This is a genomic window from Alteriqipengyuania triglochinis, assembly GCF_054655655.1.
Window position 1 is genome coordinate 130533 of record NZ_BAAHNC010000003.1, and the last position, 19052, is coordinate 149584.

The 19052-nt window shown below is 65.2% G+C and carries 19 protein-coding genes; 5 read left to right on the top strand and 14 right to left on the bottom strand.

The window, feature by feature from the left end; all coding sequences use genetic code 11:
• The first annotated feature begins 31 nt into the window (after positions 1-31).
• A complete protein-coding gene (locus ACYQ0L_RS10810; protein ID WP_459789197.1) occupies positions 32-1516 on the top strand; it encodes a sensor domain-containing diguanylate cyclase in 1485 nt (494 codons plus the stop codon).
• A gap of 76 nt (positions 1517-1592) precedes the next feature.
• Here ACYQ0L_RS10810 and ACYQ0L_RS10815 read toward each other — a convergent pair whose 3' ends face one another.
• Complete coding sequence (locus ACYQ0L_RS10815; RefSeq protein WP_459789198.1) at positions 1593-3902, bottom strand: ATP-dependent helicase; 2310 nt, start codon at positions 3900-3902, stop codon at positions 1593-1595.
• Positions 3903-4033: 131 nt separating this feature from the next.
• On the opposite strand from ACYQ0L_RS10815, the gene ACYQ0L_RS10820 reads away from it, so the two are divergent.
• Complete coding sequence (locus tag ACYQ0L_RS10820) at positions 4034-4531, top strand: hypothetical protein (protein WP_459789199.1); 498 nt, start codon at positions 4034-4036, stop codon at positions 4529-4531.
• Positions 4532-5016: 485 nt separating this feature from the next.
• Entirely contained in the window at positions 5017-5448 is a 432-nt protein-coding gene (locus tag ACYQ0L_RS10825; protein ID WP_459789200.1) for a hypothetical protein, read from the top strand.
• A gap of 1 nt (position 5449) precedes the next feature.
• Here the strand turns inward: ACYQ0L_RS10825 and rsmD are convergent, their stop codons facing one another.
• The 3 genes from rsmD to ACYQ0L_RS10840 are packed head-to-tail and all read right to left on the bottom strand — an operon-like array spanning position 5450 to position 7017.
• Complete coding sequence (rsmD, locus tag ACYQ0L_RS10830; protein ID WP_459789202.1) at positions 5450-6004, bottom strand: 16S rRNA (guanine(966)-N(2))-methyltransferase RsmD; 555 nt, start codon at positions 6002-6004, stop codon at positions 5450-5452.
• Positions 6004-6762, bottom strand: coding sequence for a pseudouridine synthase (locus ACYQ0L_RS10835; protein ID WP_459789203.1), 759 nt, complete (start codon positions 6760-6762; stop codon positions 6004-6006). Before ACYQ0L_RS10835 ends, rsmD begins: the two co-directional genes overlap by 1 nt.
• Before the next feature lie 45 nt (positions 6763-6807).
• Entirely contained in the window at positions 6808-7017 is a 210-nt protein-coding gene (locus ACYQ0L_RS10840) for a hypothetical protein (RefSeq protein WP_459789204.1), read from the bottom strand.
• Positions 7018-7278: 261 nt separating this feature from the next.
• Here ACYQ0L_RS10840 and ACYQ0L_RS10845 point away from each other — a divergent pair, with 261 nt between their 5' ends.
• The gene (locus ACYQ0L_RS10845) at positions 7279-9012 is read left to right on the top strand and encodes an AmpG family muropeptide MFS transporter (RefSeq protein WP_459789206.1); all 1734 of its coding nucleotides are present in this window, start codon (positions 7279-7281) and stop codon (positions 9010-9012) included.
• Between the two features lie 285 nt (positions 9013-9297).
• On the opposite strand, the gene ACYQ0L_RS10850 is transcribed toward ACYQ0L_RS10845, so the two are convergent.
• The 6 genes from ACYQ0L_RS10850 to trpB all read right to left on the bottom strand — a co-directional run bounded on the left by ACYQ0L_RS10850 (position 9298) and on the right by trpB (position 14930).
• The gene (locus ACYQ0L_RS10850) at positions 9298-10593 is read right to left on the bottom strand and encodes a bifunctional folylpolyglutamate synthase/dihydrofolate synthase (protein ID WP_459789207.1); all 1296 of its coding nucleotides are present in this window, start codon (positions 10591-10593) and stop codon (positions 9298-9300) included.
• Between the two features lie 93 nt (positions 10594-10686).
• Positions 10687-11535, bottom strand: coding sequence for an acetyl-CoA carboxylase, carboxyltransferase subunit beta (gene accD, locus ACYQ0L_RS10855; RefSeq protein ID WP_459789208.1), 849 nt, complete (start codon positions 11533-11535; stop codon positions 10687-10689).
• A 214-nt stretch (positions 11536-11749) separates the two neighbouring features.
• Positions 11750-12538, bottom strand: a complete 789-nt coding sequence (gene trpA / locus ACYQ0L_RS10860; RefSeq protein ID WP_459789210.1) for a tryptophan synthase subunit alpha — start codon at positions 12536-12538, stop codon at positions 11750-11752.
• A 216-nt stretch (positions 12539-12754) separates the two neighbouring features.
• The gene (locus ACYQ0L_RS10865) at positions 12755-13108 is read right to left on the bottom strand and encodes an endonuclease domain-containing protein (RefSeq protein WP_459789663.1); all 354 of its coding nucleotides are present in this window, start codon (positions 13106-13108) and stop codon (positions 12755-12757) included.
• A gap of 413 nt (positions 13109-13521) precedes the next feature.
• Positions 13522-13695 carry a hypothetical protein gene (locus tag ACYQ0L_RS10870; RefSeq protein ID WP_459789211.1) on the bottom strand — a complete coding sequence of 58 codons (174 nt, stop codon included), beginning with the start codon at positions 13693-13695 and terminating at the stop codon, positions 13522-13524.
• Positions 13692-14930 (bottom strand): tryptophan synthase subunit beta, encoded by a 1239-nt coding sequence (gene trpB / locus ACYQ0L_RS10875; RefSeq protein WP_459789212.1) that lies wholly within the window; start codon positions 14928-14930, stop codon positions 13692-13694. The genes ACYQ0L_RS10870 and trpB overlap by 4 nt, the downstream gene beginning before the upstream one ends.
• Before the next feature lie 282 nt (positions 14931-15212).
• On the opposite strand from trpB, the gene ACYQ0L_RS10880 reads away from it, so the two are divergent.
• Entirely contained in the window at positions 15213-15677 is a 465-nt protein-coding gene (locus tag ACYQ0L_RS10880; protein ID WP_459789214.1) for a hypothetical protein, read from the top strand.
• Between the two features lie 61 nt (positions 15678-15738).
• Here the strand turns inward: ACYQ0L_RS10880 and ACYQ0L_RS10885 are convergent, their stop codons facing one another.
• The 4 genes from ACYQ0L_RS10885 to purB form a co-directional block, all read right to left on the bottom strand.
• The gene (locus tag ACYQ0L_RS10885) at positions 15739-16380 is read right to left on the bottom strand and encodes a phosphoribosylanthranilate isomerase (protein WP_459789215.1); all 642 of its coding nucleotides are present in this window, start codon (positions 16378-16380) and stop codon (positions 15739-15741) included.
• 45 nt (positions 16381-16425) lie between these two features.
• Positions 16426-17100: an orotidine-5'-phosphate decarboxylase gene (gene pyrF, locus ACYQ0L_RS10890; protein ID WP_459789216.1), complete on the bottom strand. Its 675-nt coding sequence runs from the start codon at positions 17098-17100 to the stop codon at positions 16426-16428.
• Positions 17097-17603 carry a LapA family protein gene (locus ACYQ0L_RS10895; protein ID WP_459789218.1) on the bottom strand — a complete coding sequence of 169 codons (507 nt, stop codon included), beginning with the start codon at positions 17601-17603 and terminating at the stop codon, positions 17097-17099. Before ACYQ0L_RS10895 ends, pyrF begins: the two co-directional genes overlap by 4 nt.
• 96 nt (positions 17604-17699) lie before the next feature.
• Complete coding sequence (purB, locus tag ACYQ0L_RS10900) at positions 17700-19010, bottom strand: adenylosuccinate lyase (RefSeq protein WP_459789219.1); 1311 nt, start codon at positions 19008-19010, stop codon at positions 17700-17702.
• Positions 19011-19052: the final 42 nt, after the last annotated feature.

Consider the following 19052-nt stretch of genomic DNA (forward strand, 5'->3'; position numbering starts at 1 on the left):
CGGCAGTCCTCGCGGGTCTGAAGGAACGGTAATGCCCATCGTAAGCGAAAGCGCCGAAACGATCCGTCAGCGCACGCTGGCAATGCTCGAAATGCTCGACACGCCGTCCGGAGACGAATTCAATACGGTGGTGAGGGCGGCGCGCCGTATATTCGGCTGCCGAACCGGCTACGTCTCCCTAATCGACGTCGATCGCCAGTGGATCATGGCGAGCGAAGGGTTCAATCTGGCAGAAGTGCCGCGCCAATCCTCGATCTGCGCGATGGCGGTCGAGGAAGGGTGCGAGATCGTCGTCGAGGATCTGCAGGCGCATCCGCACTACGGCCAGCAGCCCGAAGTCAGAGCGAGGCCGGAGATCCGGTTTTTCGCGACCATTCCCCTCGCAGGTCCTGTCGTGGACGGTCGCTCGGTGCCGATTGGCACGTTGTGCGTGAGCGACGACGCGCCTCATTCCCCGACCGAGGAGCAAATGACCGAGCTGCGCCAGCTATGCCGATTGCTCGAATCGTTCTTCCGCGCGCGGCTCGATGCGAGGATTTCGGAAATCGCGTCTCTGGAACGCAAAGCCCTGGTCGAAGACCTGCGTCGCACGCAGCGGCAGTTCGAACTGGCCGAGAAAATGGCCAAGATCGGACACTGGCGGCTCGATTTGAGAACGCAAGAGGTGGTCTGGTCGGCGCAGACCTGCGCCATCCACGGGGTCGAATGCGCCGATCAGGAAACGCTGCTGGGCGCGCTGGATTTTTATCCGCAGCAAGATCGGGCACGGATCGAGGCCGCTTTCACCGAATGTCTGGAGAGCGGCGTGTCCTACGATCTGGAACTCGATTTCAAGGACAAGCGGGGGATCATGAAACGGGTCCGCGCGATGGGCGAAAGAGAGCACATCAATGGCGAGCCGACTGCGCTGATCGGCGTATTCCAGGACATAACCGACCGATACCAGCTCGAAACCCGGCTGCGCGCAGCGGCCCATGTCGACGACCTGACAGGCCTGGCAAACCGCGCGCGGCTAAACCAGTATCTCGATGATACCATCGCCAGCAATCGCGAGCAGGGCAGGCAGATGGCGCTGCTGCTGATCGATCTCGATCACTTCAAGGCCGTAAACGACCAGCTTGGCCATGAAGCTGGAGATCGTGTTCTCAAGAAAACCGCAAGCCAGCTGGCGAGCGAGCCTTTTTCGGGCCAGATGGCGGCGCGATATGGTGGCGATGAATTCGTGATGGTGATCGAAGACGATCGCCTGATCGAGGATATCGAAGGCACGCTCGACACCTTGCTCGACAAGCTGCGTTTCAAGATCGGCCGCGAAGGGGAAGACCTTCGCGTCAGCGCCACCATCGGAGCGGCCATTCTCGCCCCGGAAAATGCCGACCGAAGCGCCCTGCTACGCTGTGCCGACCATGCGCTTTACGAGGCCAAGCGCGCCGAGCGAGGGACGGCCTCGATCTGCCGCGAGGTGATTGGGGGAGAAGGTTCGCAGGGCAAGCGGGGCCTGCGGGCGGTCGGCTAGACGCCTGGCTCAATCCATCTGCGAGCGGGCAGGGCGCGAATGGCCATGCCAGACCACTGCACAGTCCGTTCTACGATCACTCGGCCAACTTTACGAAGCTGTCGATCACCCGCTTGGTGCCGGTGGTCTCGAATTCGATCTCCAGCTTGTTGCCTTCCTGGCTCATCACGGTGCCATAGCCGAACTTGTCGTGGAAGACGCGCGCGCCCAGCGCCACGTCGGTCCGCGGTTTGGCGGCGAAGCTGGCGGCGGAGCGGCGGCTTTCCTGCACGCGGGCCGGTTTTGTCTCGTAGCCGGTGGCGAGCGCACGCTGCCATCCCGGCCCGCGAGCGGTCGACCGGTCGGGCCGGTCGCGTGAGACATGGGCGAAGGGATCGTCCTGCTCGCTCCAGTTGGCACGCCACAACGACGCGCCGCCCGACATCGTCGTCTCGCTGTCGACATGGTCTTCGGGCAGCTCGCCGATAAACCGGCTGGGCAACGAGCTGGTCCACTGGCCGTAGATGCGCCGGTTGGCGGCATGGAGGATCGTGCACGCCTTCTTGGCGCGTGTGATTGCCACGTAGGCGAGGCGGCGTTCTTCCTCGAGGCTGGCGAGCCCCCCTTCGTCGAGCGCGCGCTGGCTCGGGAAGACACCCTCTTCCCACCCGACCAGGAACAGATGATCGAACTCCAGCCCCTTGGCAGCGTGGATCGTCATGATGGTGACTTTGGCGTCTTCGGAGTTCGCCTCGTTGTCCATCACGAGCGCGACATGTTCGAGAAAGTCGCCGAGCGTTTCGTAATCTTCCATCGCGCGGACGAGTTCGGACAGGTTTTCGAGCCGGCCCTTGGCTTCGACCGAACGCTCGTTCTCGAGCATGGCCTGATAGCCGCTTTCCTCCAGTACGGTACGGAGCAGTTCGGCGGGTGCGAGACTGCCCGCCTCTTCGCGCCACTTGAGGAACTGGCGCAGCAGCGTGCCGATCGTTCCGCGCGCACGCGCAGGCAGTTCGTCGCTGTCGGCGAGTTCGAGCGATGCGGCGGCAAGCGGCATGCCGGTGCGCCGCGCGTGCTGGTACATCTTCTCCAGCGTCTTGGCACCAAGGCCACGCTTGGGCTGGTTATAGATCCGCTCGAACGCAAGGTCGTCTGCAGGCTGCGCGATCACGCGAAGGTAGGCTAGGGCATCGCGGATTTCGGCGCGCTCGTAGAAGCGGAAGCCGCCGATGATGCGGTAGTTCATCCCGATCTGAATGAAGCGGTCTTCGAACTCGCGGGTCTGGTACTGCGCCCGCACGAGGATCGCGATCTCGTCGAGGCCCACGCCGCCACGCTCGAGGCTCTCGATCTCCTCGCCGACGCGGCGCGCTTCTTCGGGCCCGTCCCATACACCGATCACGCGGACCTTCTCGCCCGTGTCGGTCTCGGTCCACAATTCCTTGCCGAGTCGCTGGCTGTTCTCGCCGATCAGGCCCGACGCCGCGCCGAGAATGTGCGGGGTGGAGCGATAATTCTGTTCTAGCTTGATGACCTTGGCGCCGGGAAAGTCCTTCTCGAACTTCAGGATGTTCGCCACTTCCGCGCCGCGCCAAGAATAGATCGACTGGTCGTCGTCGCCCACAACGCAGATGTTCTTACGCTCCTGCGCAAGCAGGCGGAGCCACAGGTACTGGACCTGGTTGGTGTCCTGATATTCGTCGACGAGGATGTATTTGAAGCGGCTCTGGTACTGCGCCAGCACATCCGAATGCTGCCGGAAGATGTTGAGCATGTGCAGCAGCAGGTCGCCGAAATCGCACGCGTTCAGCGCCTTCAGCCGATTCTGGTACGTCTTGTAGAGCTGGCTGCCGCGCCCGTTGGCGTAGCTTTCGTTCTCGACCGCATCCAGATCGCCGGGGTTGAGCCCGCGGTTCTTCCACCGGTCGATCAGCCCGGCAAGCTGGCGCGCAGGCCAGCGCTTCTCGTCCAGCTCCGCCTCGGCGATCAGCGTCTTGAGCAGGCGCAGCTGGTCGTCCGGGTCGATGATCGTGAAATTGCTTTGCAGGCCGACCAGTTCGGCATGGCGGCGCAGCATCTTGGCGCCGATCGCGTGGAACGTGCCGAGCCACGGCATGCCTTCGACCGCGTCGCCGATATGGCGGCCCACACGTTCGCGCATCTCGCGCGCGGCCTTGTTGGTGAAGGTGACGCACAGGATCTCGCTTGGCCACGCGAGCCGCATCGCGACGAGATGTGCCAGCCTTGCGGTCAGCGCGCTGGTCTTGCCCGTACCCGCACCCGCCAGCATCAGCACCGGCCCCTCGGTCGTCAGCACCGCCTCGCGCTGGGGTGGGTTCAACTGCGCGGCATAGGCGGGGATATCCGCGTCTCCGGCGGCGGTGGCGAGGGGATTGGCATCATTCATGGCTGTAGCCGAACAGGTAGGGAACGCGGCCTGTGGGAGCAAGGGAAGGCGCATCCCGATCCCCCAATTCGGAACCGCGTCTGCGGCGTCCCGTTGGTTAGGCAAGGACGAGGGAAGAAGGAGTTCTAGATATGAAAAAGCTGATTTTCGCTACCACTGCAGCATGCGGCCTCGCAATCGCCGGTGTGCCGGCGATCGCCCAGACGAGCGAGACCGAAGCTGAATCCTACATGATGACTGACGCTCAGGAAGCCATGTACATGAATTGGGCCGCCGAACAGCGGATGACCTACCAGGAATGGCCGATTGCAGCGCAGGAATACTACTGGACGCTCAACGACAGCCAGAAAAAGGTCTGGTGGGACAGCCTGAACAACGAACAGCGCGTCCGGATCGTCAACATGGCCCCCGAACAGCGCATGGCTGCCTGGAAGTCGATCAATTCGCAGTTGAGCGGTACGGCGACTGCCACCACGACGAGCACGACCTCGACTGGCAACATGAAGATCAACTACCGCAGCAACGCCGTAGTCCAGGCGACCCCGGGTGACGAAGGTCCGCCCCCGGCCGAGCTGCCGATCTGCGAGCCGATGGAGCAGGACAACTGCATTAATCGCGGCGCACGCTGAGAAATCCGATTGGCGTAATCACGGTGGCAGCGTCAGGAGCGATCCTGGCGCTGCCACATGTGCATGGGCAGGTCCTTTGATTGGCCTTGTCGACGCAGGCGCTACCTTCGCAGGGCGTGCTGTTGCGCGGATCGCTCCGGAACGACCATCCGACATGTCAGAACGAGACCGTGCAGCCGATCCGCGATGACGAGGGCGGCTACCGAACGGTTTGGCGGTAAGCAGGGGCTGGCAGAGGGCGGGTGCATAGGTAGCTGGGAGCGATCACGAGCAGCAATCGTGTGATCGACAACTGCTTTGGGCGTCCTTTTTACGGTCCCGACTTCTTTTCGCCGCATTTGCCGAACGCTCGCAGGCGTCATGTTCCCTGACTGCGATGAGGCGGGGAGCCATCCGAGTGCGAACGCGTCTTCCTCCCACTTGCTTCGGGAAACGGACGCATTCCTGCGTCCCTACGCGAGGCGGGTCGCACAAGGAGAAGAAAGATGCGGAAGACGATTTCTATCATTCTGGCAACCGCCGGCATTGCCATCGCGAGCCCTGCAATCGCACAGGAGAGCATGCCGCCGCAGGACGATACTTTCGAAAGCGCGCCGGATGCGGGTACGGTCCCCGGGCTTACCCCGGAACAGCAATCCGCTCTCGAATCCTGGCCGGCAGAAACGCAGGAGTACTATCTGACCCTGTCGCCAGACAGGCAGGCGCTTTTCTGGCAGCTTAGCGATCCGGACAAGGTCGCAATCTCACAGCTGCCCCGCGAACAACAAGACGCCACGTGGGCCGCACTCCAAGAACGGGCCATGGGTGCGCCCGCGCCTGCGGGCCCGGCGAACGAACCGACCGGTCCCGATGCCGGTAACGACCAGCTTGACGATGGCTTCACTGACGAGGCGGCCCCTGCCGAGCCGATGGGCTAGGCTAAGCCTGCGACTGGGCAAGGCGGAGCAGCAACAGCTTCGCCTTGCCGACCTTTCGCTCCGCCTCGATCCGCATAGTGCGGATATCGGCATCTTCTTTCGCCCCGACTTCCAGCGAAACCCAGGTCGCCGGACCGATCCAGCCCAGCCGGGCAAGGCGTTCGATGGCGACGGCTCCTGCGCCCGTATCATAGGGCGGGTCGAACATGATGAGATCGTGCGGCGCCTTTGCAGGGCCGAGCCGGAGCACCGATGCCTGGTTGACCGAACAGCGCGGCTGCGCCTGAAGCGCCGCGATGTTGGCCCGGATCGCATCCACGGCCCGCTTGTCTTCTTCCACGAACAGGCACGAAGCACACCCGCGCGACAGGGCCTCCAGCCCCAGCGCGCCGGACCCGGCGAAGAAGTCGGCCGCGCTCAGTCCCTCGAAGCTGCCAAGTCGACTGGCGAGCATGTTGAACAGTGTCTCACGCGTGCGGTCTGCCGTGGGCCGCGTCGTTTCGCCCGGCGGAGCCTTGATCGTGCGGCCACCCCATTCACCCGCAATGATCCGCATCAGCCGCGCGCCTGCTTTACCGAGGAGCGGAAGCGCCCGATATCGTGCTTCTGGATCTCCATCACTTGCCCTCGCGGCAGATCGCCAAGGGCCACCGGCCCAAAGGACGTGCGCATCAGACGGTTCACCTTGAGCCCCAGATGCTCGAGCACGCGTCGCACCTCGCGGTTCTTGCCTTCCGTTATGGTCAGCTCGATCCACTGGTTCGCGCCCGTGCGCCGTTCCAGGTTGGCATCGATCCGACCGTAGTGAACTCCGTCGATAGTAATTCCCTCGATCAGCGATTCGAGCTGCGCCTGTGAGACTTCGCCATGCGCACGCGCACGATAGGTCCGCTCGACCGCATTGGCGGGCAGTTCGAGCAGCCGCTTGAACTCGCCATCATTGGTCAGCAGCAGAAGGCCTTCGGTGTTGAAATCGAGCCGGCCGATCGGCATCACCCGTGGCGCGCCCTTGGGCAGAGCATTGCGCAAGGCGTCGTAGATCGTCGCGCGCCCTCTGGGATCGCGTTCCGCCGTGATCAGACCCTGCGGCTTGTGGAAGGCGAACAGCCGGGTCGGTTCGGGCTTGGCCACGGGCTTGCCGTCCACCGTGACACCGCGCAGGTTCTCAAGCAGGGTCGCGGGCGTTTCCACCACCGTACCGTTGATCGCGATGCGCCGGTCGGCGATCATCCGTTCGATTTCCCGGCGGCTGGCCACGCCCGCGCGCGCCAGAAGTTTGGCGATGCGATCGCCGGTGCGTGTGGGTTCGGTCATGTGCGCTCGCTTAGCGGGCCTGCGGCGAACCTCCAACCGCTTTGCTCAACGCGTCCCGACCCGGTCGAAATGCGGATGCGGCTTGCGGCGCGTGTCGACGTCCTGATTCATCACGAAGGGGCGCCATCCCTGCTTGTGTTTCAGCATCAGCGCGGCGCACCGTCGGCACGTCGTCCGATGATCGAGTCCGTCGTGCCACACTCGGGTCCGGTCGATCCTGTGGCCGAAAATAAAGCAAACAGGCCTGCCGAGCATTGCTTGCTCCTTCTTCTTCTGTGCGCCGTGCCAAACCCTCGGAAGGGGTTGGATTCAGTCCCACTCCCTTACTGTGTTTCGGACGTTTTGTGGACTCGCGCAAACGCTGCGTCCGGTCGAGGGACAAGGTGCGCAGGTTCATGCGCCGGTCACCTGTCGGCTGGCCATGTGCATATCGCGACCCCGCGTGCCGCCGGGGGCTAGGCGTCGCCGCCGAAGACAGGCTAGAGGGGACGCAGGACATATGGAGGAGGGCCACTCATGGCCGACGCGACGGCTGACCAGAAGAAGAAGCCGGGCTGGCGCACGCTCGCGCGCTCGCTGCGCAATCCGAAAAGTGGCTATATGGCTCTGTTCGGGTTCGCCAGCGGCCTGCCCTTCGCACTGTTCCTCGGCACGCTTTACGCCTGGCTGAGCGAAGCCGAGGTGGAGCTGGAGACGATGGGCGTCTTCTCGCTCATCGGGCTCGCCTACGCGTTCCAGTTTCTGTGGTCGCCGCTGATCGACAAGGTTTCGATCCCCGGCTTCAGGAAGCTCGGGCGGCGCAAGCAGTGGATCGTGCCGGCGCAGATACTGCTCGGCGTGATCCTCATCGCGCTCAGCCTCTCCAACCCCACCAACGAAGCGATCGGCTGGTTCAGCCTGCTCGCCGGGATCGGCGCGCTGGCGAGCGCGACGCAGGATATCGCGATCAATGCCTGGCGGATCGACGTCGCGGACGAAGAGGCGACGATCGACATCCTCTCGACCGTCTATCAGATGGGCTACCGCCTCGCGGCGCTGGTGGGCGGCGCGCTGGGCTTGATCATCGCGGCGCGCATCGGCTGGCCGCAGACGTACCTGATGATGGGTGCGATCCTGCTGGTGATCGGGATCGCAGGGCTTTTCGCGCCCGACAGCAAGGCGGGCGAGAACGTGGATGGAACGGTCGACGACGAACTGCTTCTCAGCCTGCGCCGCAAGGGCGAGCTGAAGCCCTCGGTCCGGGCCAAGGCACTGGGCGCGGTCGGTCTGCTGTGGGCGGTCGCTATCGGTACCGTGCTGACCTTCATGTACATGTCGCTCGCCTTCCCGCCTGACGAGCGGCCCAACCCGACCGATTTCACCCTGAATTACGGTCCGTGGATCATCGTCGCCACGGTCGTCATCCCCGCGCTGATCGCGGGCTGGCTCGCCTCCAAGAAGGAGCGGGGCGAGTATGTGATGACCGAGGACCTGCCCGAACGCGCGGGCAATTCCTATGCGATGGACCACCTCTATCGCGCGCTAGTGATGCCGCTGGTCGAATTCGTCGGGCGGATGGGCTGGTCGTTGGTCCTCATCCTCTCGCTGGTGCTGACCTATCGCATCTGCGACGCGATCTGGGGCACCTTCGCCTATCCGTTCTATCTCGGAGAACTGCAGTACACGAACGACGAGGTCGCCTTCGCCTCCAAGTTCTTCGGCGTGGGCGCGATCATCGCGGGGCTCGCGTTCGGCGGCTATCTGCTGACCGCGATCGGGCGGATGGCCACGTTGACGCTGGGCGCGCTGATCGCTGCGCTGACCAATCTGCTCTATGCCGACATGGCGGCGGGCGGGGCGAACATGCAGGCGGCGAGCGATGCGATCGGCTTTTCCGCGCTGGTCGGTTTCATGGCCCCGTTCGGGTCGGATGCGCTACCGCGGCTGACCTTCACGATCATGTGGGAGAACCTTGCGATCGGTATCGCGGGGGCCGCCTATGTCGCGTGGCTAAGTTCGATCGTGTCCAAGAAGTACTCGGCGGTCCAGTATGCACTCCTTTCCTCGCTGACCCTGCTGGTGGGCACGCTGGGGCGCGGCGCGCTGGGCGAGATGATCGAGGAGCAGGGCTATTTCGACGTGTTCATCCTGACGACGCTGATCGGGATGCTGGCGGTGGTCCTGTGCGTGTTCGAATGGATCCGCGTGGTCCGTTCGGGACGCTCGCAGAACGCGCCGCCGCCCGGATCGGAAGCGGTCGCGGCAGAATGAACCCGCTCGGGCGTGCCGGGCCGCGCTGCCCCGAATGCGGCACGCCCGTTCCGCCCGGTTTTGCGCTCATCTGGGCGCCGCCCTCGGGTTTCGCGTGCGAGAACGAGGATTGCGATGCGACTCTCAGGATGTCGCGCACCCGCAGCGCTGCACTTGCGACGAGCGCTTTGTTCGCCGTCTCCGCAGGCGAAACGCAGTTCTAGGGATGGGACTTCGCGAAGTTCGTCGGGGTAGTGGCGGTCATCCTGCTGGTGGTTTCGTGGTTCGCGGCGAGACCCATCGCCGTTATGCCGGAATCTCGTCACTGAGCCGCAGAACCTCCCCGGCGAGGTAGAGCGAGCCTGCGATTAGCACCGGCAGGCCATCGTCGGGCAGGGCGCGCAGGGCTTCGGCTATATCGTCGGCGCTGCGCGCATCCGAGCCGAACGCGCCGGCCGCGTGATCCTCGTGCCCCGGCACCGGCACAGCGGTGATGCTGGCGATGCTGTCGGCCATCGGATCGAGGAGCGAGCGCGGGTCCTTGTTGGCGAGCATGCCGATGACGAGGTGGAACCGCTGGCCTGCGAAGTGCCGCGCGAGCGCCTCGCCCGCGCTGGGATTGTGGCCGCCATCGATCCACACGATCCGCTCCCCGGTCAGGGGCGAGGCGGGCAGGTGCTGGAGCCGCGCGGGCCAGTTCGCGGTGCGCAGCCCCTCGGCCATCGCATCGCGCGAGACGCTGACCCGGTCCTGATGCCGCAGCATCGCTATGGCGAGCGCGGCGTTCTCCGCCTGATGTGCGCCCGGCAGCGCGGGCAGGGGAAGGGCGAGTTCGCGATGTTCGTCGGCATAGTGCAGCCCGGTTTCGGTGCTGCTGGCGTGCCACCCGCTCCCCCGCATGGAGAGCAAGGCCTCGCGTGACAGAGCTGCCCGCTCGATCTCCAGCGCCGCGCCTTCGGGATAGGACAACGTGACCAGCGGCACACCGGGCTTGGCGATGCCGGCCTTCTCGAACGCGATCCTTGCGAGCGGTTCGGCGGGCACATTCTCCTCGGGCGCGAGCAGGAAGCGCTCATGGTCCAGCCCCAACGCCGCGATCCCGCAGGCGGCGAGCACTTGCGAGCCCAGCACGTTGGTCGCATCGAAGCGCCCGCCGAGGCCGACCTCGATCACGCAGGCATCGGCCGGTTCGCGCGCGAAGGCGAGGAACGTGGCGGCGATGGTGACTTCGAAGAAGCTGGGGCTCAAGTCGCCGCCCGCTTCGAGCACTTCGGCCAGCAGCGCGGCGAGGTGCGCATCCTCGATCAGCTTGCCTGCAATCCGGATCCGCTCGTTATAGCGCACCAGATGCGGGCTGGTGGCGACGTGGACGCGTTTGCCATCCGCCTCCAGCATCGCGCGCAAAAAGGCGCAGGTCGAACCCTTGCCGTTGGTGCCCGCGACATGGAACACCGGCGGCAGACGGTCCTGCGGATCGCCCAGCCGGGCCAGCAGCGCGCGGATCGTCTCCAGCCCCAAGCGGCCATCGGGCACCGAGAGCGCGGCCAGCCGGTCGAGCTGGGCCTGTACGGCTGGGTCGTCTGAGCGGGCGAAGTCTTTCATCTCTTGAGCCCCCTTTCCTTCAGGGGAGGGCCTCGCGCCCAGCTTTCCCCCACCCCTTGATCCCCTCCCCTGAAGGGGCGGGGAGGATGTTCATTACGCCGCCGCCTTGCCGCCCATATAACGCAGCATCATGGCCAGTTCGGCCTTCAGGTCGTGGCGGTGCACTACGCGGTCGACCATGCCGTGTTCGTGGAGGTATTCGGCGCGCTGGAAGCCTTCGGGCAGCTGTTCGCGGATCGTTTCCTGGATCACGCGCTGGCCTGCGAAGCCGATCAGCGCGCCCGGCTCCGCGATCTGGACATCGCCCAGCATCGCGTAGCTGGCAGTAACACCGCCGGTGGTCGGGTCGGTCAGCAGCACGATATAGGGCAGGCCCGCCTGCTGCAGCTTGCGCACCATCACGGTCGCCTTGGGCATCTGCATCAGGCTGAGAATGCCCTCCTGCATCCGCGCGCCGCCCGCTGCGGTTACGACGACGTAGCCGCACTTGCGCCGCAGCGCTTCGGCCGCGCCGTCGCAGAAGGCCTGGCCCACCGCCATGCCCATCGACCCACCCATGAAGTGGAAGTCCTGTACGCCCATGACGGCGGGCTGGGCGTCGATCGCGCCGCTCGCCACGGTAAAGGCGTCGCGGTGCGGATTGTTGGCGCGCGCCGCCTTCAGCCGGTCGGTATAGCGCTTGGAATCGCGGAACTTGAGCGGGTCTTCCTTGACCTCGGGCTGGGGGAGCAGCGTGTAGCCTTCATCCATCAGCATCCCGATCCGCAAGTCGGCGCCGATCCGGCCATGGTGCTCGCAGCGCGGGCAGACATAGAGGTTGTCGGCGTAGTCGCTCGCGAAGATCATCTCCCCGCAGCCCTTGCACTTGATCCACAGCGTCTCGTCGGTGGAGCGCTTGGCGACGAAGGGCAGCGAATTGCGGACACGATTGAACCAGCTCATGCGGCGTTCCTATAGGTTGGGTTCTTCAATTCGTCATCCCTGCTCTAACGCGTCATCCCAGCCTTAAACCGTCATCCCCGCGAAGGCGGGGAATCCAGATAACCTAGGTAGCGAGACCGACAGAGCTTATCTGGGCCCCTGCCTGCCGCTTCGCGGCAGTTTATCCTGAGCGACGCCGCAGGCGGCGTCGAAGGGCAGGGGCGACGAGGTACTGTTAACTCTGCGCATGCACCGCCTGCGCAAGCCTTGCGGTGAGATCGCGCAGATGCGCGGGTGCATCACCGCCATGTTGGGCGACCAGATCGACCAGCGCGGAGCCGACCACCACGCCATCGGCGACCTTCGCGATCCCCCCCGCCTGCTCGGGCGTGCGCACCCCGAAGCCGACCGCCACGGGCAGGTCGGTCGCCGCCTTCAGGCGCTTCACCGCCGCATCGATCGAGTCCTGCGCCGCGCTCTGCTTGCCGGTGATCCCCGCGACCGAGACGTAGTAGAGGAAGCCCTGCGAGCCCTCGACCACGGTCGGCAGGCGAAAGTCGTCGGTCGTCGGCGTGGCGAGGCGGATCGGGGCGATCCCCTGTTCGCGCAATGCCGGGCCGAGCGCGGAGTCTTCCTCGGGCGGGATGTCGACGCAGATCACCCCGTCGACGCCTGCGCCCGCCGCTTCCTTGGCAAACCATTCAGGTCCGCGCCGCACCATCGGGTTCGCATAGCCCATCAGGACCAGCGGCACGTCGGGGTGCCGCGCGCGGAACTCGTTGGCGATCATCAGCACGTCGGCAGTGGTCGTCCCGGCTTTCAATGCGCGAATGTTCGCCGCCTGGATCGCGGGTCCGTCCGCCATTGGATCGGTGAAGGGCATGCCCAGCTCGATCACATCCGCGCCGCCTTCGACCAGTGCATCGAGATTGGCGGCGGTGTCGCCATCGCCTGCGGTGACGAAGCACACCAGCGCGGGGTGCGGCTTGGCAAAGGCGGCTGCGAGTCGGTTCGCGTTGTTCATCGTAGGGTTCTCGGGGCTGAACGCTGACACACCTGACACAGTGTCCTAGGTTGGAAAAACGGGCTGGCGATGCGCATGGCAAAGAACGGCGGGGTGGGGAAGGGCGCTGAGCGGGTCATGCGGCGATTATCGCAGAGAGGCGCAGGGTAGGACAGCGCGTTCCCCCTCTCCCAACCCTCTCCCCTGACGGAGAGAGGGCTTTGCGATGCGGTACTCTTAAGCCCCCTCACCTTCAGGGGAGGGGGTTGGGGGAGGGGCATGGCGCAGGGCTTCAACGATCTCAACCAGCCGTTGCAAAACGCCGTCCATGTTCTGCATCGCATCCAAATTGCCGAACCGAACCACGCGATAGCCTTGTGCTTCCAGATAGTGCGTGCGCTCCAGATCATAGTCAGCGCTTGAGCCGTGGGTATCGCCATCCAGCTCGATCACCAGCTTGGGATCATTGGCCGCAAAATCCGCGATGTAGCGACCGATCACCTTCTGCCGCCGAAACTTGATCCCGTGGAAGCGACCGGCGCGCAGTTCGAGCCACAACCGCGCCTCCGGCTCGGTCATGGCCCGGCGCATGTCGCGGGCGCGGCGAGTCAGATCGGCGTTGCGCAAGGCCCCTCTCCCAACCCTCTCCCCTGAAGGGGAGAGGGCTTTTCTGGCCCAGAGAGAGCCATTTAAGAACGAGCCCTCATTCCTCGCGCGGGTAACGGATTCCGAACACCCTCCTGCGAGTCCAATTTGCGAGAGGTACCCCGATCAGAATGGCGACAAGCAGGTTCAATCGGAGGCCAAGAAACTCGTTTTCCGCCAGCGCTGGGATCATCCGCAAAATCAGGATCAACCCGCAGACCAAAACCAATCCAACCGTCACGTGTACGATGAACTTAGTTGACTCGCTCAAATCTCCACCCCCAGCTTTTCCGCCACTCCCTCTGACTCTGGATTGCCACGATGCCTTTCAGCCTCCTCTCCATGACGGGAGCGAGGGGCTATCCCCGTTTCTTACCGTTTAAGAGGAAGCCGAGTATCGTGGTCGTGGCAAGGAATACGAACGCCGTCGCGGCTATCGCACCGATGTCGCGCCACAGGCCGCTGACCGCAAGGAAAAGCAAGCAGACCAGTGCCAGCGCGAGTGTGATCCAGGCCTGCTTGCGTGTGCTCAAATCTCCACCCCAAGCTTCTCAGCCACGGTAAAGATATCCTTGTCGCCGCGTCCGCACAGATTGGCGAGGATAATGGCGTCCTTGTCCATCTCCTTCGCCCGCTTCGCGACCGCCGCGATGGCGTGCGAAGGCTCCAGCGCGGGGATGATACCCTCGGTCCGGCACAGCAACTGGAACGCCTCCAGCGCCTCGTCGTCGGTGACGGCGGTGTATTCGACCCGGCCGGTGTCCTTCAGCCACGCATGCTCGGGCCCGATTCCGGGATAGTCGAGCCCTGCGGAGATCGAGTGGCCTTCGGTGATCTGGCCGTCCTCGTCCTGCAGCAGGAAGGTCTTGTTGCCGTGGAGGATGCCCGGCGCGCCGCCGGTCAGGCTGGCGGCGTGCTGGTCGCCATCGAGGCCTAGGCCTGCCGCTTCGACGCCGAGCATTTTTACATCTGGATCGTCGAGGAAGGGGTGGAACAGGCCGAGCGCGTTGGAGCCGCCTCCGATGCACGCGACCAGCAGGTCGGGCAGGCGGCCGGCGCGCTTCTGCATCTGCGCGCGCGCTTCGGTGCCGATCACGCTCTGGAAGTCGCGGACCATCGCGGGGTAGGGGTGCGGGCCCGCGGCAGTACCGATGATGTAGAACGTGTCGTCCACATTCGCGACCCAGTCGCGCAGCGCCTCGTTCATCGCATCCTTCAGCGTGCCGCGGCCGCTCGTCACGGGGACGATTTCCGCGCCGAGCAGCTTCATGCGGAACACGTTGGGCGATTGTCGGCGGACGTCCTCCGCGCCCATGTACACCACGCAGGGCAGGCCGAAGCGCGCGCAGACCGTGGCAGTGGCGACGCCGTGCTGGCCCGCGCCGGTCTCCGCAATGATCCGCGTCTTGCCCATGCGGATCGCGAGCAGGATCTGCCCGATGCAGTTGTTGATCTTGTGCGCGCCGGTGTGATTGAGCTCGTCGCGCTTGAACCACACCTGCGCGCCGCGCCCCTCGGGAGAGCTAACGCGAAGGGCCTCGGTCAGCCGTTCGGCGAAATAGAGCGGGCTGGGGCGCCCGACATAGTGCTCCAGCAGATCCTCGAACTGGTCGGTGAAGGCGGGGTCTTTCTTCGCCTCGTCGTAAGCCTGCTCCAGCGCGAGGATGTTCGGCATCAGCGTTTCGGCGACATAGCGTCCGCCGAACTCGCCGAAATGGCCCTGGTCGTCTGGTTGGGTGCGGTAGGAATTGGGAACAGCGTCGGTCACACAAGATCCATTCGTGCTGGGCCTGACGGAGCGCTGACCATGCTCCTGATGGGGCCCGGGGGAGGAATTGCCACTGGCCTATCGGCCATCCTCGATCCCCACAAGACTGGTGCGCATGGGTCAAGGGGGCCGAAGGGCGAGCCCCCGGGTGCCGCGGGCCTGCAGGCCAGAAAAACGGCCCCTGTCCGAAAGCCTGCCGGGCCGCGCCCTCTATGATGGGAAGCGCGGTTCGGTTCTGGCCAGCGCGCCGCCGAGAGCGTGGCCCCAAGGTAGGATGTATTGATGCATAAACATATTCTGGTTTCGGCCCTGCTGGTTGCGCTTCCGGCGGCCCCCGCCCTTGCCGACGAGGCGACCGGCGGCCCCCGTGCCGAGCTTCGCGGCGGTGTTGCATGGACGCACGAGCACACCGATCCTGTGCTGGGCATAGCGACCGGCTATGATTTCGACCTTGGCGACAAGACCTTCCTCGGCGCCGAGGTTTCGGGCGAAAAGATCCTCGCGGAAGATACGTTTGCGGAGCTCGCGCTGACGGCCCGCCTCGGCACCGCCGTGAGCGAGAAGGGCAGCGTGTTCGCCAATGGCGGCTACACCTTCACCCATCACGGCGACGGGCCGCATGTGGGCCTGGGCTACGAGCATCACCTCGGCCATCACGGACCCTATATCGCCGCCGAGTACCGCCACGTTTTCGTGGATCACCACGAGAGCAATGCGGTCACCATCGGGATCGGCACCTTCTTCTGAACCCGGTTCGCGCGATCGGGGCTGAGGCGGATTGCCGCCCGCCCCGGTCCGCGACCGGACCTCAGCGTGTCGGGGCGGCGTCTCGCACCGCTTCGCAGAAGGCGCGGATCAGCGCGATGTCCTTCACCCCCGGCGCGCTTTCGACCCCGCTCGACACATCGACCAGCGCCGCGCCGGTGCGGGCGATCGCCTTGCCGACATTATCCGGCGTCAGCCCACCCGCGAGCGCCCAGTCCATCGGGTGTTCGTAACCGTCGAGAATGTCCCACTGGAAGGCGGTGCCATTGCCGCCGGGAAGGGCCTTTGCCGGCGCGTCGAACAGCACCCGGTCGACCTCGCCGACGAAGCGCTGCGCACGCTCCAGCGTGGCCCGTTCCTTCAGTCCGACCGCGCGCCAGGTCTCCACACCCAGCAAGCGGCGCACCATCGCCATCCATTCGACCGTCTCGCTGCCGTGGAACTGGATCACATCGGGCTTCACCGCATGGTAGGCGGCATCGAGTTCGGCGGGCTGCATCTTCACCGTCAGCAGGACCAGCTTGACCCCTTCGGGCACCCGGCGGCGCAGCTTCGCCGCCTGGTCGAGAGTGACGTGGCGCGGGCTCTTCGCGAAATGGACCAGCCCGACATGGCTCGCGCCCGCATCGACCGCCGCATCGATCGTTTCGGGCGTCGACAGGCCGCAAATCTTGATGTCCGTCATGGCGGCGTGCCTATCTGTCCGGCCCGACCTGCAGGCGGGCGGAGGTCACAGCGTCTCCTCGATCGCCCTGGCTGCAGCGAGCGGATCGTCGGCCTTCGCAATCGGGCGGCCGATCACCAGCACGCTTGCACCGTCGTCGCGCGCCTTGCGCGGGGTGACGACGCGCTTCTGGTCTCCGACCGCGCTGCCTGCCGGACGCAGGCCGGGGACGACGAAGAAGCCGTGCTTCCAGTGCCTGTGCACTTCGCCCACTTCGTGGCCCGAACAGACGATCCCGTCGAGCCCGGCCTCCTGCGCCAGATCGGCAAGGCGCAGCACCTGGTCGTGCGCGGAACCGGACACGCCGGTGCGCTCCAGATCGCGCTCGTCGAGGCTGGTCAGCATGGTGACCGCGACGACCTTCGTGTTCTCCCCCGCCGCCGCCTTGGCATCTTCCAGCATCGCGCGGCCGCCGCTGGCGTGGACGGTGACGATGGCGGGTTCGAGCACGTTGACCGCCTGCATCGCGCCCGCAACCGTGTTGGGAATGTCGTGGAATTTCAGGTCGAGGAAGATCGGCAGGCCGACCTGCGCGATCTCGTGGATCCCGTGGTGGCCATGCGCGCAGAAGAATTCGAGGCCGAGTTTCAGGCCGCCGACATGGCCTTTCACCTTCTCGGCAAGGGCGCGGGCCGCGTCGATTCGCGGCAGGTCGAGGGCGAGATAGACGGGGTTGCTCACGGGGTGGCCGATTTGTCCTGGGTTGTGGTGTCGACGCGCGGGGCGTCGCTGGTGGCATCGTCGTCGCCAGCGTTGATGTCGTCAGCCTTGATGTCGCCGGGCCTAACGGTGTCGGCGGCGAGGCGGGTGTCCCCTTGCCGGGCGGTCTCTTCAACCGGGCGCGCGTCGCCGGCATCGTGCGCCGCTGCGGCCGGAGTGTCCGCGGCCGTCTTGCGTTCGGCATCATCGCGATCCGCCTCGCGGGCGGCGGCGGAGACCGAGCTTGCCTTGGCGGCGATTTCGAGGCTGCGGATCTTGCGGTTGAGGCTCCAGATCACGCCGCGCGCATAGAGCCAGGTCGGCAGGAAGCCGAGGAGGAAGGAAATGATGACGAGTGCGGGCACCTTGGTCTCGAGGACCAGGTTGTCCCAGATCGTGACCTCGACTTCGCGCCAGTTGAAGAACGAGAACAGGACCACGCCAACCAGGATCAGTACCCAGATGATCGTCCGTACAATTTGCATCGCAATCCCCCTGTGCAAGCGCGTCGCGCAGCCGGTCAGAGCCTAGGCCGCGCAATCCGGCCCGTCCAGCGCAAGGCGCTTAGCCAAAAACCGTCCCTAGCCGAACACCCGGGCAAAGATCGTATCGACATGCTTCAGGTGATAGTCGAGATCGAACAGCGCGGTCAGCTTGTCTTCGGACAGGGCCTTGGAGACATCCTCATCCTGCTTGAGCAGGTCGAGCAGCTGCAGCCGCCCGTCCGATTCCCACACCTTCATCGCGTTGCGCTGGACGATGGCATAGGCATCCTCACGGCTGACGCCGTTCTGCGTCAGCGCCAGCAGCACGCGCTGCGAATGGATCAGGCCGCCCATCCGGTCCATGTTCGCCTGCATCCGCTCGGGGTAAACGAGCAGCTTGTCGACCACGCCGGTCAGACGCGCGAGAGCGAAGTCGAGCGTGATGGTCGCGTCGGGGCCGATGAAGCGTTCGACCGAGGAGTGCGAGATGTCCCGCTCGTGCCACAGGGCAACGTTTTCCAGCGCGGGCAGGGCATAGGCGCGGATCATGCGTGCCTGGCCGGTCAGGTTCTCGGTCAGCACGGGGTTGCGCTTGTGCGGCATCGCCGACGAACCCTTCTGCCCCTTGGAAAAGAACTCTTCGGCCTCCAGCACCTCGGTGCGCTGCAGGTGGCGCACTTCGACCGCCAGCCGCTCGATCGAGCCAGCGATCACCGCCAGCGTCGCGAAATACATCGCGTGGCGATCGCGCGGGATGACCTGCGTGCTGACCGGTTCAGGAACGAGGCCGAGCTTGTCTGCCACGTAGGCTTCGACTTGCGGATCGATGTTGGCGAAGGTGCCGACCGCGCCAGAGATCGCGCAGGTGGCGATCTCGGTGCGCGCATCCCACAGGCGCGCGCGGCACCGGTCGAACTCGGCGTAGGCCTGCGCCAGCTTGAGCCCGAAGGTAACGGGTTCGGCATGGATGCCGTGGCTGCGCCCGATGGTGGGGGTCAGCTTGTGTTCTTCCGCCCGGCGCTTGATCGCGTCCAGCAGCTCGTCCATGTCCGCCAGAAGGATGTCGGTCGCGCGGACCAGCTGGACCGACAGGGTCGTGTCGAGCACGTCCGAACTGGTCATGCCCTGGTGCATGAAGCGGGCTTCCTCGCCGACATGCTCGGCCACCCAGGTGAGGAAGGCGATCACGTCGTGCTTGGTGACCGCCTCGATCGCGTCGATCGCGTCGACGTCGATTTCGGGGTTCGTTTCCCACCAGTCCCACAGCGCCTTGGCTGCGCTCTGCGGCACCACGCCGAGGTCGGCTAGCTTCTGCGTCGCGTGCGCCTCGATCTCGAACCAGATGCGATATTTCGCCTCCGGTTCCCACAGGGCGGTCATTTCTGGGCGGGCGTAGCGGGGGACCATCGGGCTCTGGCTCCGGGTTTGGTGAAGGATCGCAAGCGGCGC

Coding starts and splice junctions, on each gene's coding strand:
- ACYQ0L_RS10880 (WP_459789214.1), top strand. CDS start 15,213: ATGCATAAACATATTCTGGTTTCGGCCCTGCTGGTTGCGCTTCCGGCG.
- ACYQ0L_RS10865 (WP_459789663.1), bottom strand. CDS start 13,108: ATGCGCCGGGCCATGACCGAGCCGGAGGCGCGGTTGTGGCTCGAACTG.
- trpA (WP_459789210.1), bottom strand. CDS start 12,538: ATGAACAACGCGAACCGACTCGCAGCCGCCTTTGCCAAGCCGCACCCC.
- ACYQ0L_RS10845 (WP_459789206.1), top strand. CDS start 7,279: ATGGCCGACGCGACGGCTGACCAGAAGAAGAAGCCGGGCTGGCGCACG.
- purB (WP_459789219.1), bottom strand. CDS start 19,010: ATGGTCCCCCGCTACGCCCGCCCAGAAATGACCGCCCTGTGGGAACCG.
- ACYQ0L_RS10835 (WP_459789203.1), bottom strand. CDS start 6,762: ATGACCGAACCCACACGCACCGGCGATCGCATCGCCAAACTTCTGGCG.
- ACYQ0L_RS10895 (WP_459789218.1), bottom strand. CDS start 17,603: ATGCAAATTGTACGGACGATCATCTGGGTACTGATCCTGGTTGGCGTG.
- ACYQ0L_RS10840 (WP_459789204.1), bottom strand. CDS start 7,017: ATGCTCGGCAGGCCTGTTTGCTTTATTTTCGGCCACAGGATCGACCGG.
- ACYQ0L_RS10815 (WP_459789198.1), bottom strand. CDS start 3,902: ATGAATGATGCCAATCCCCTCGCCACCGCCGCCGGAGACGCGGATATC.
- ACYQ0L_RS10820 (WP_459789199.1), top strand. CDS start 4,034: ATGAAAAAGCTGATTTTCGCTACCACTGCAGCATGCGGCCTCGCAATC.
- ACYQ0L_RS10850 (WP_459789207.1), bottom strand. CDS start 10,593: ATGAAAGACTTCGCCCGCTCAGACGACCCAGCCGTACAGGCCCAGCTC.
- rsmD (WP_459789202.1), bottom strand. CDS start 6,004: ATGCGGATCATTGCGGGTGAATGGGGTGGCCGCACGATCAAGGCTCCG.
- ACYQ0L_RS10885 (WP_459789215.1), bottom strand. CDS start 16,380: ATGACGGACATCAAGATTTGCGGCCTGTCGACGCCCGAAACGATCGAT.
- ACYQ0L_RS10825 (WP_459789200.1), top strand. CDS start 5,017: ATGCGGAAGACGATTTCTATCATTCTGGCAACCGCCGGCATTGCCATC.
- ACYQ0L_RS10810 (WP_459789197.1), top strand. CDS start 32: ATGCCCATCGTAAGCGAAAGCGCCGAAACGATCCGTCAGCGCACGCTG.
- accD (WP_459789208.1), bottom strand. CDS start 11,535: ATGAGCTGGTTCAATCGTGTCCGCAATTCGCTGCCCTTCGTCGCCAAG.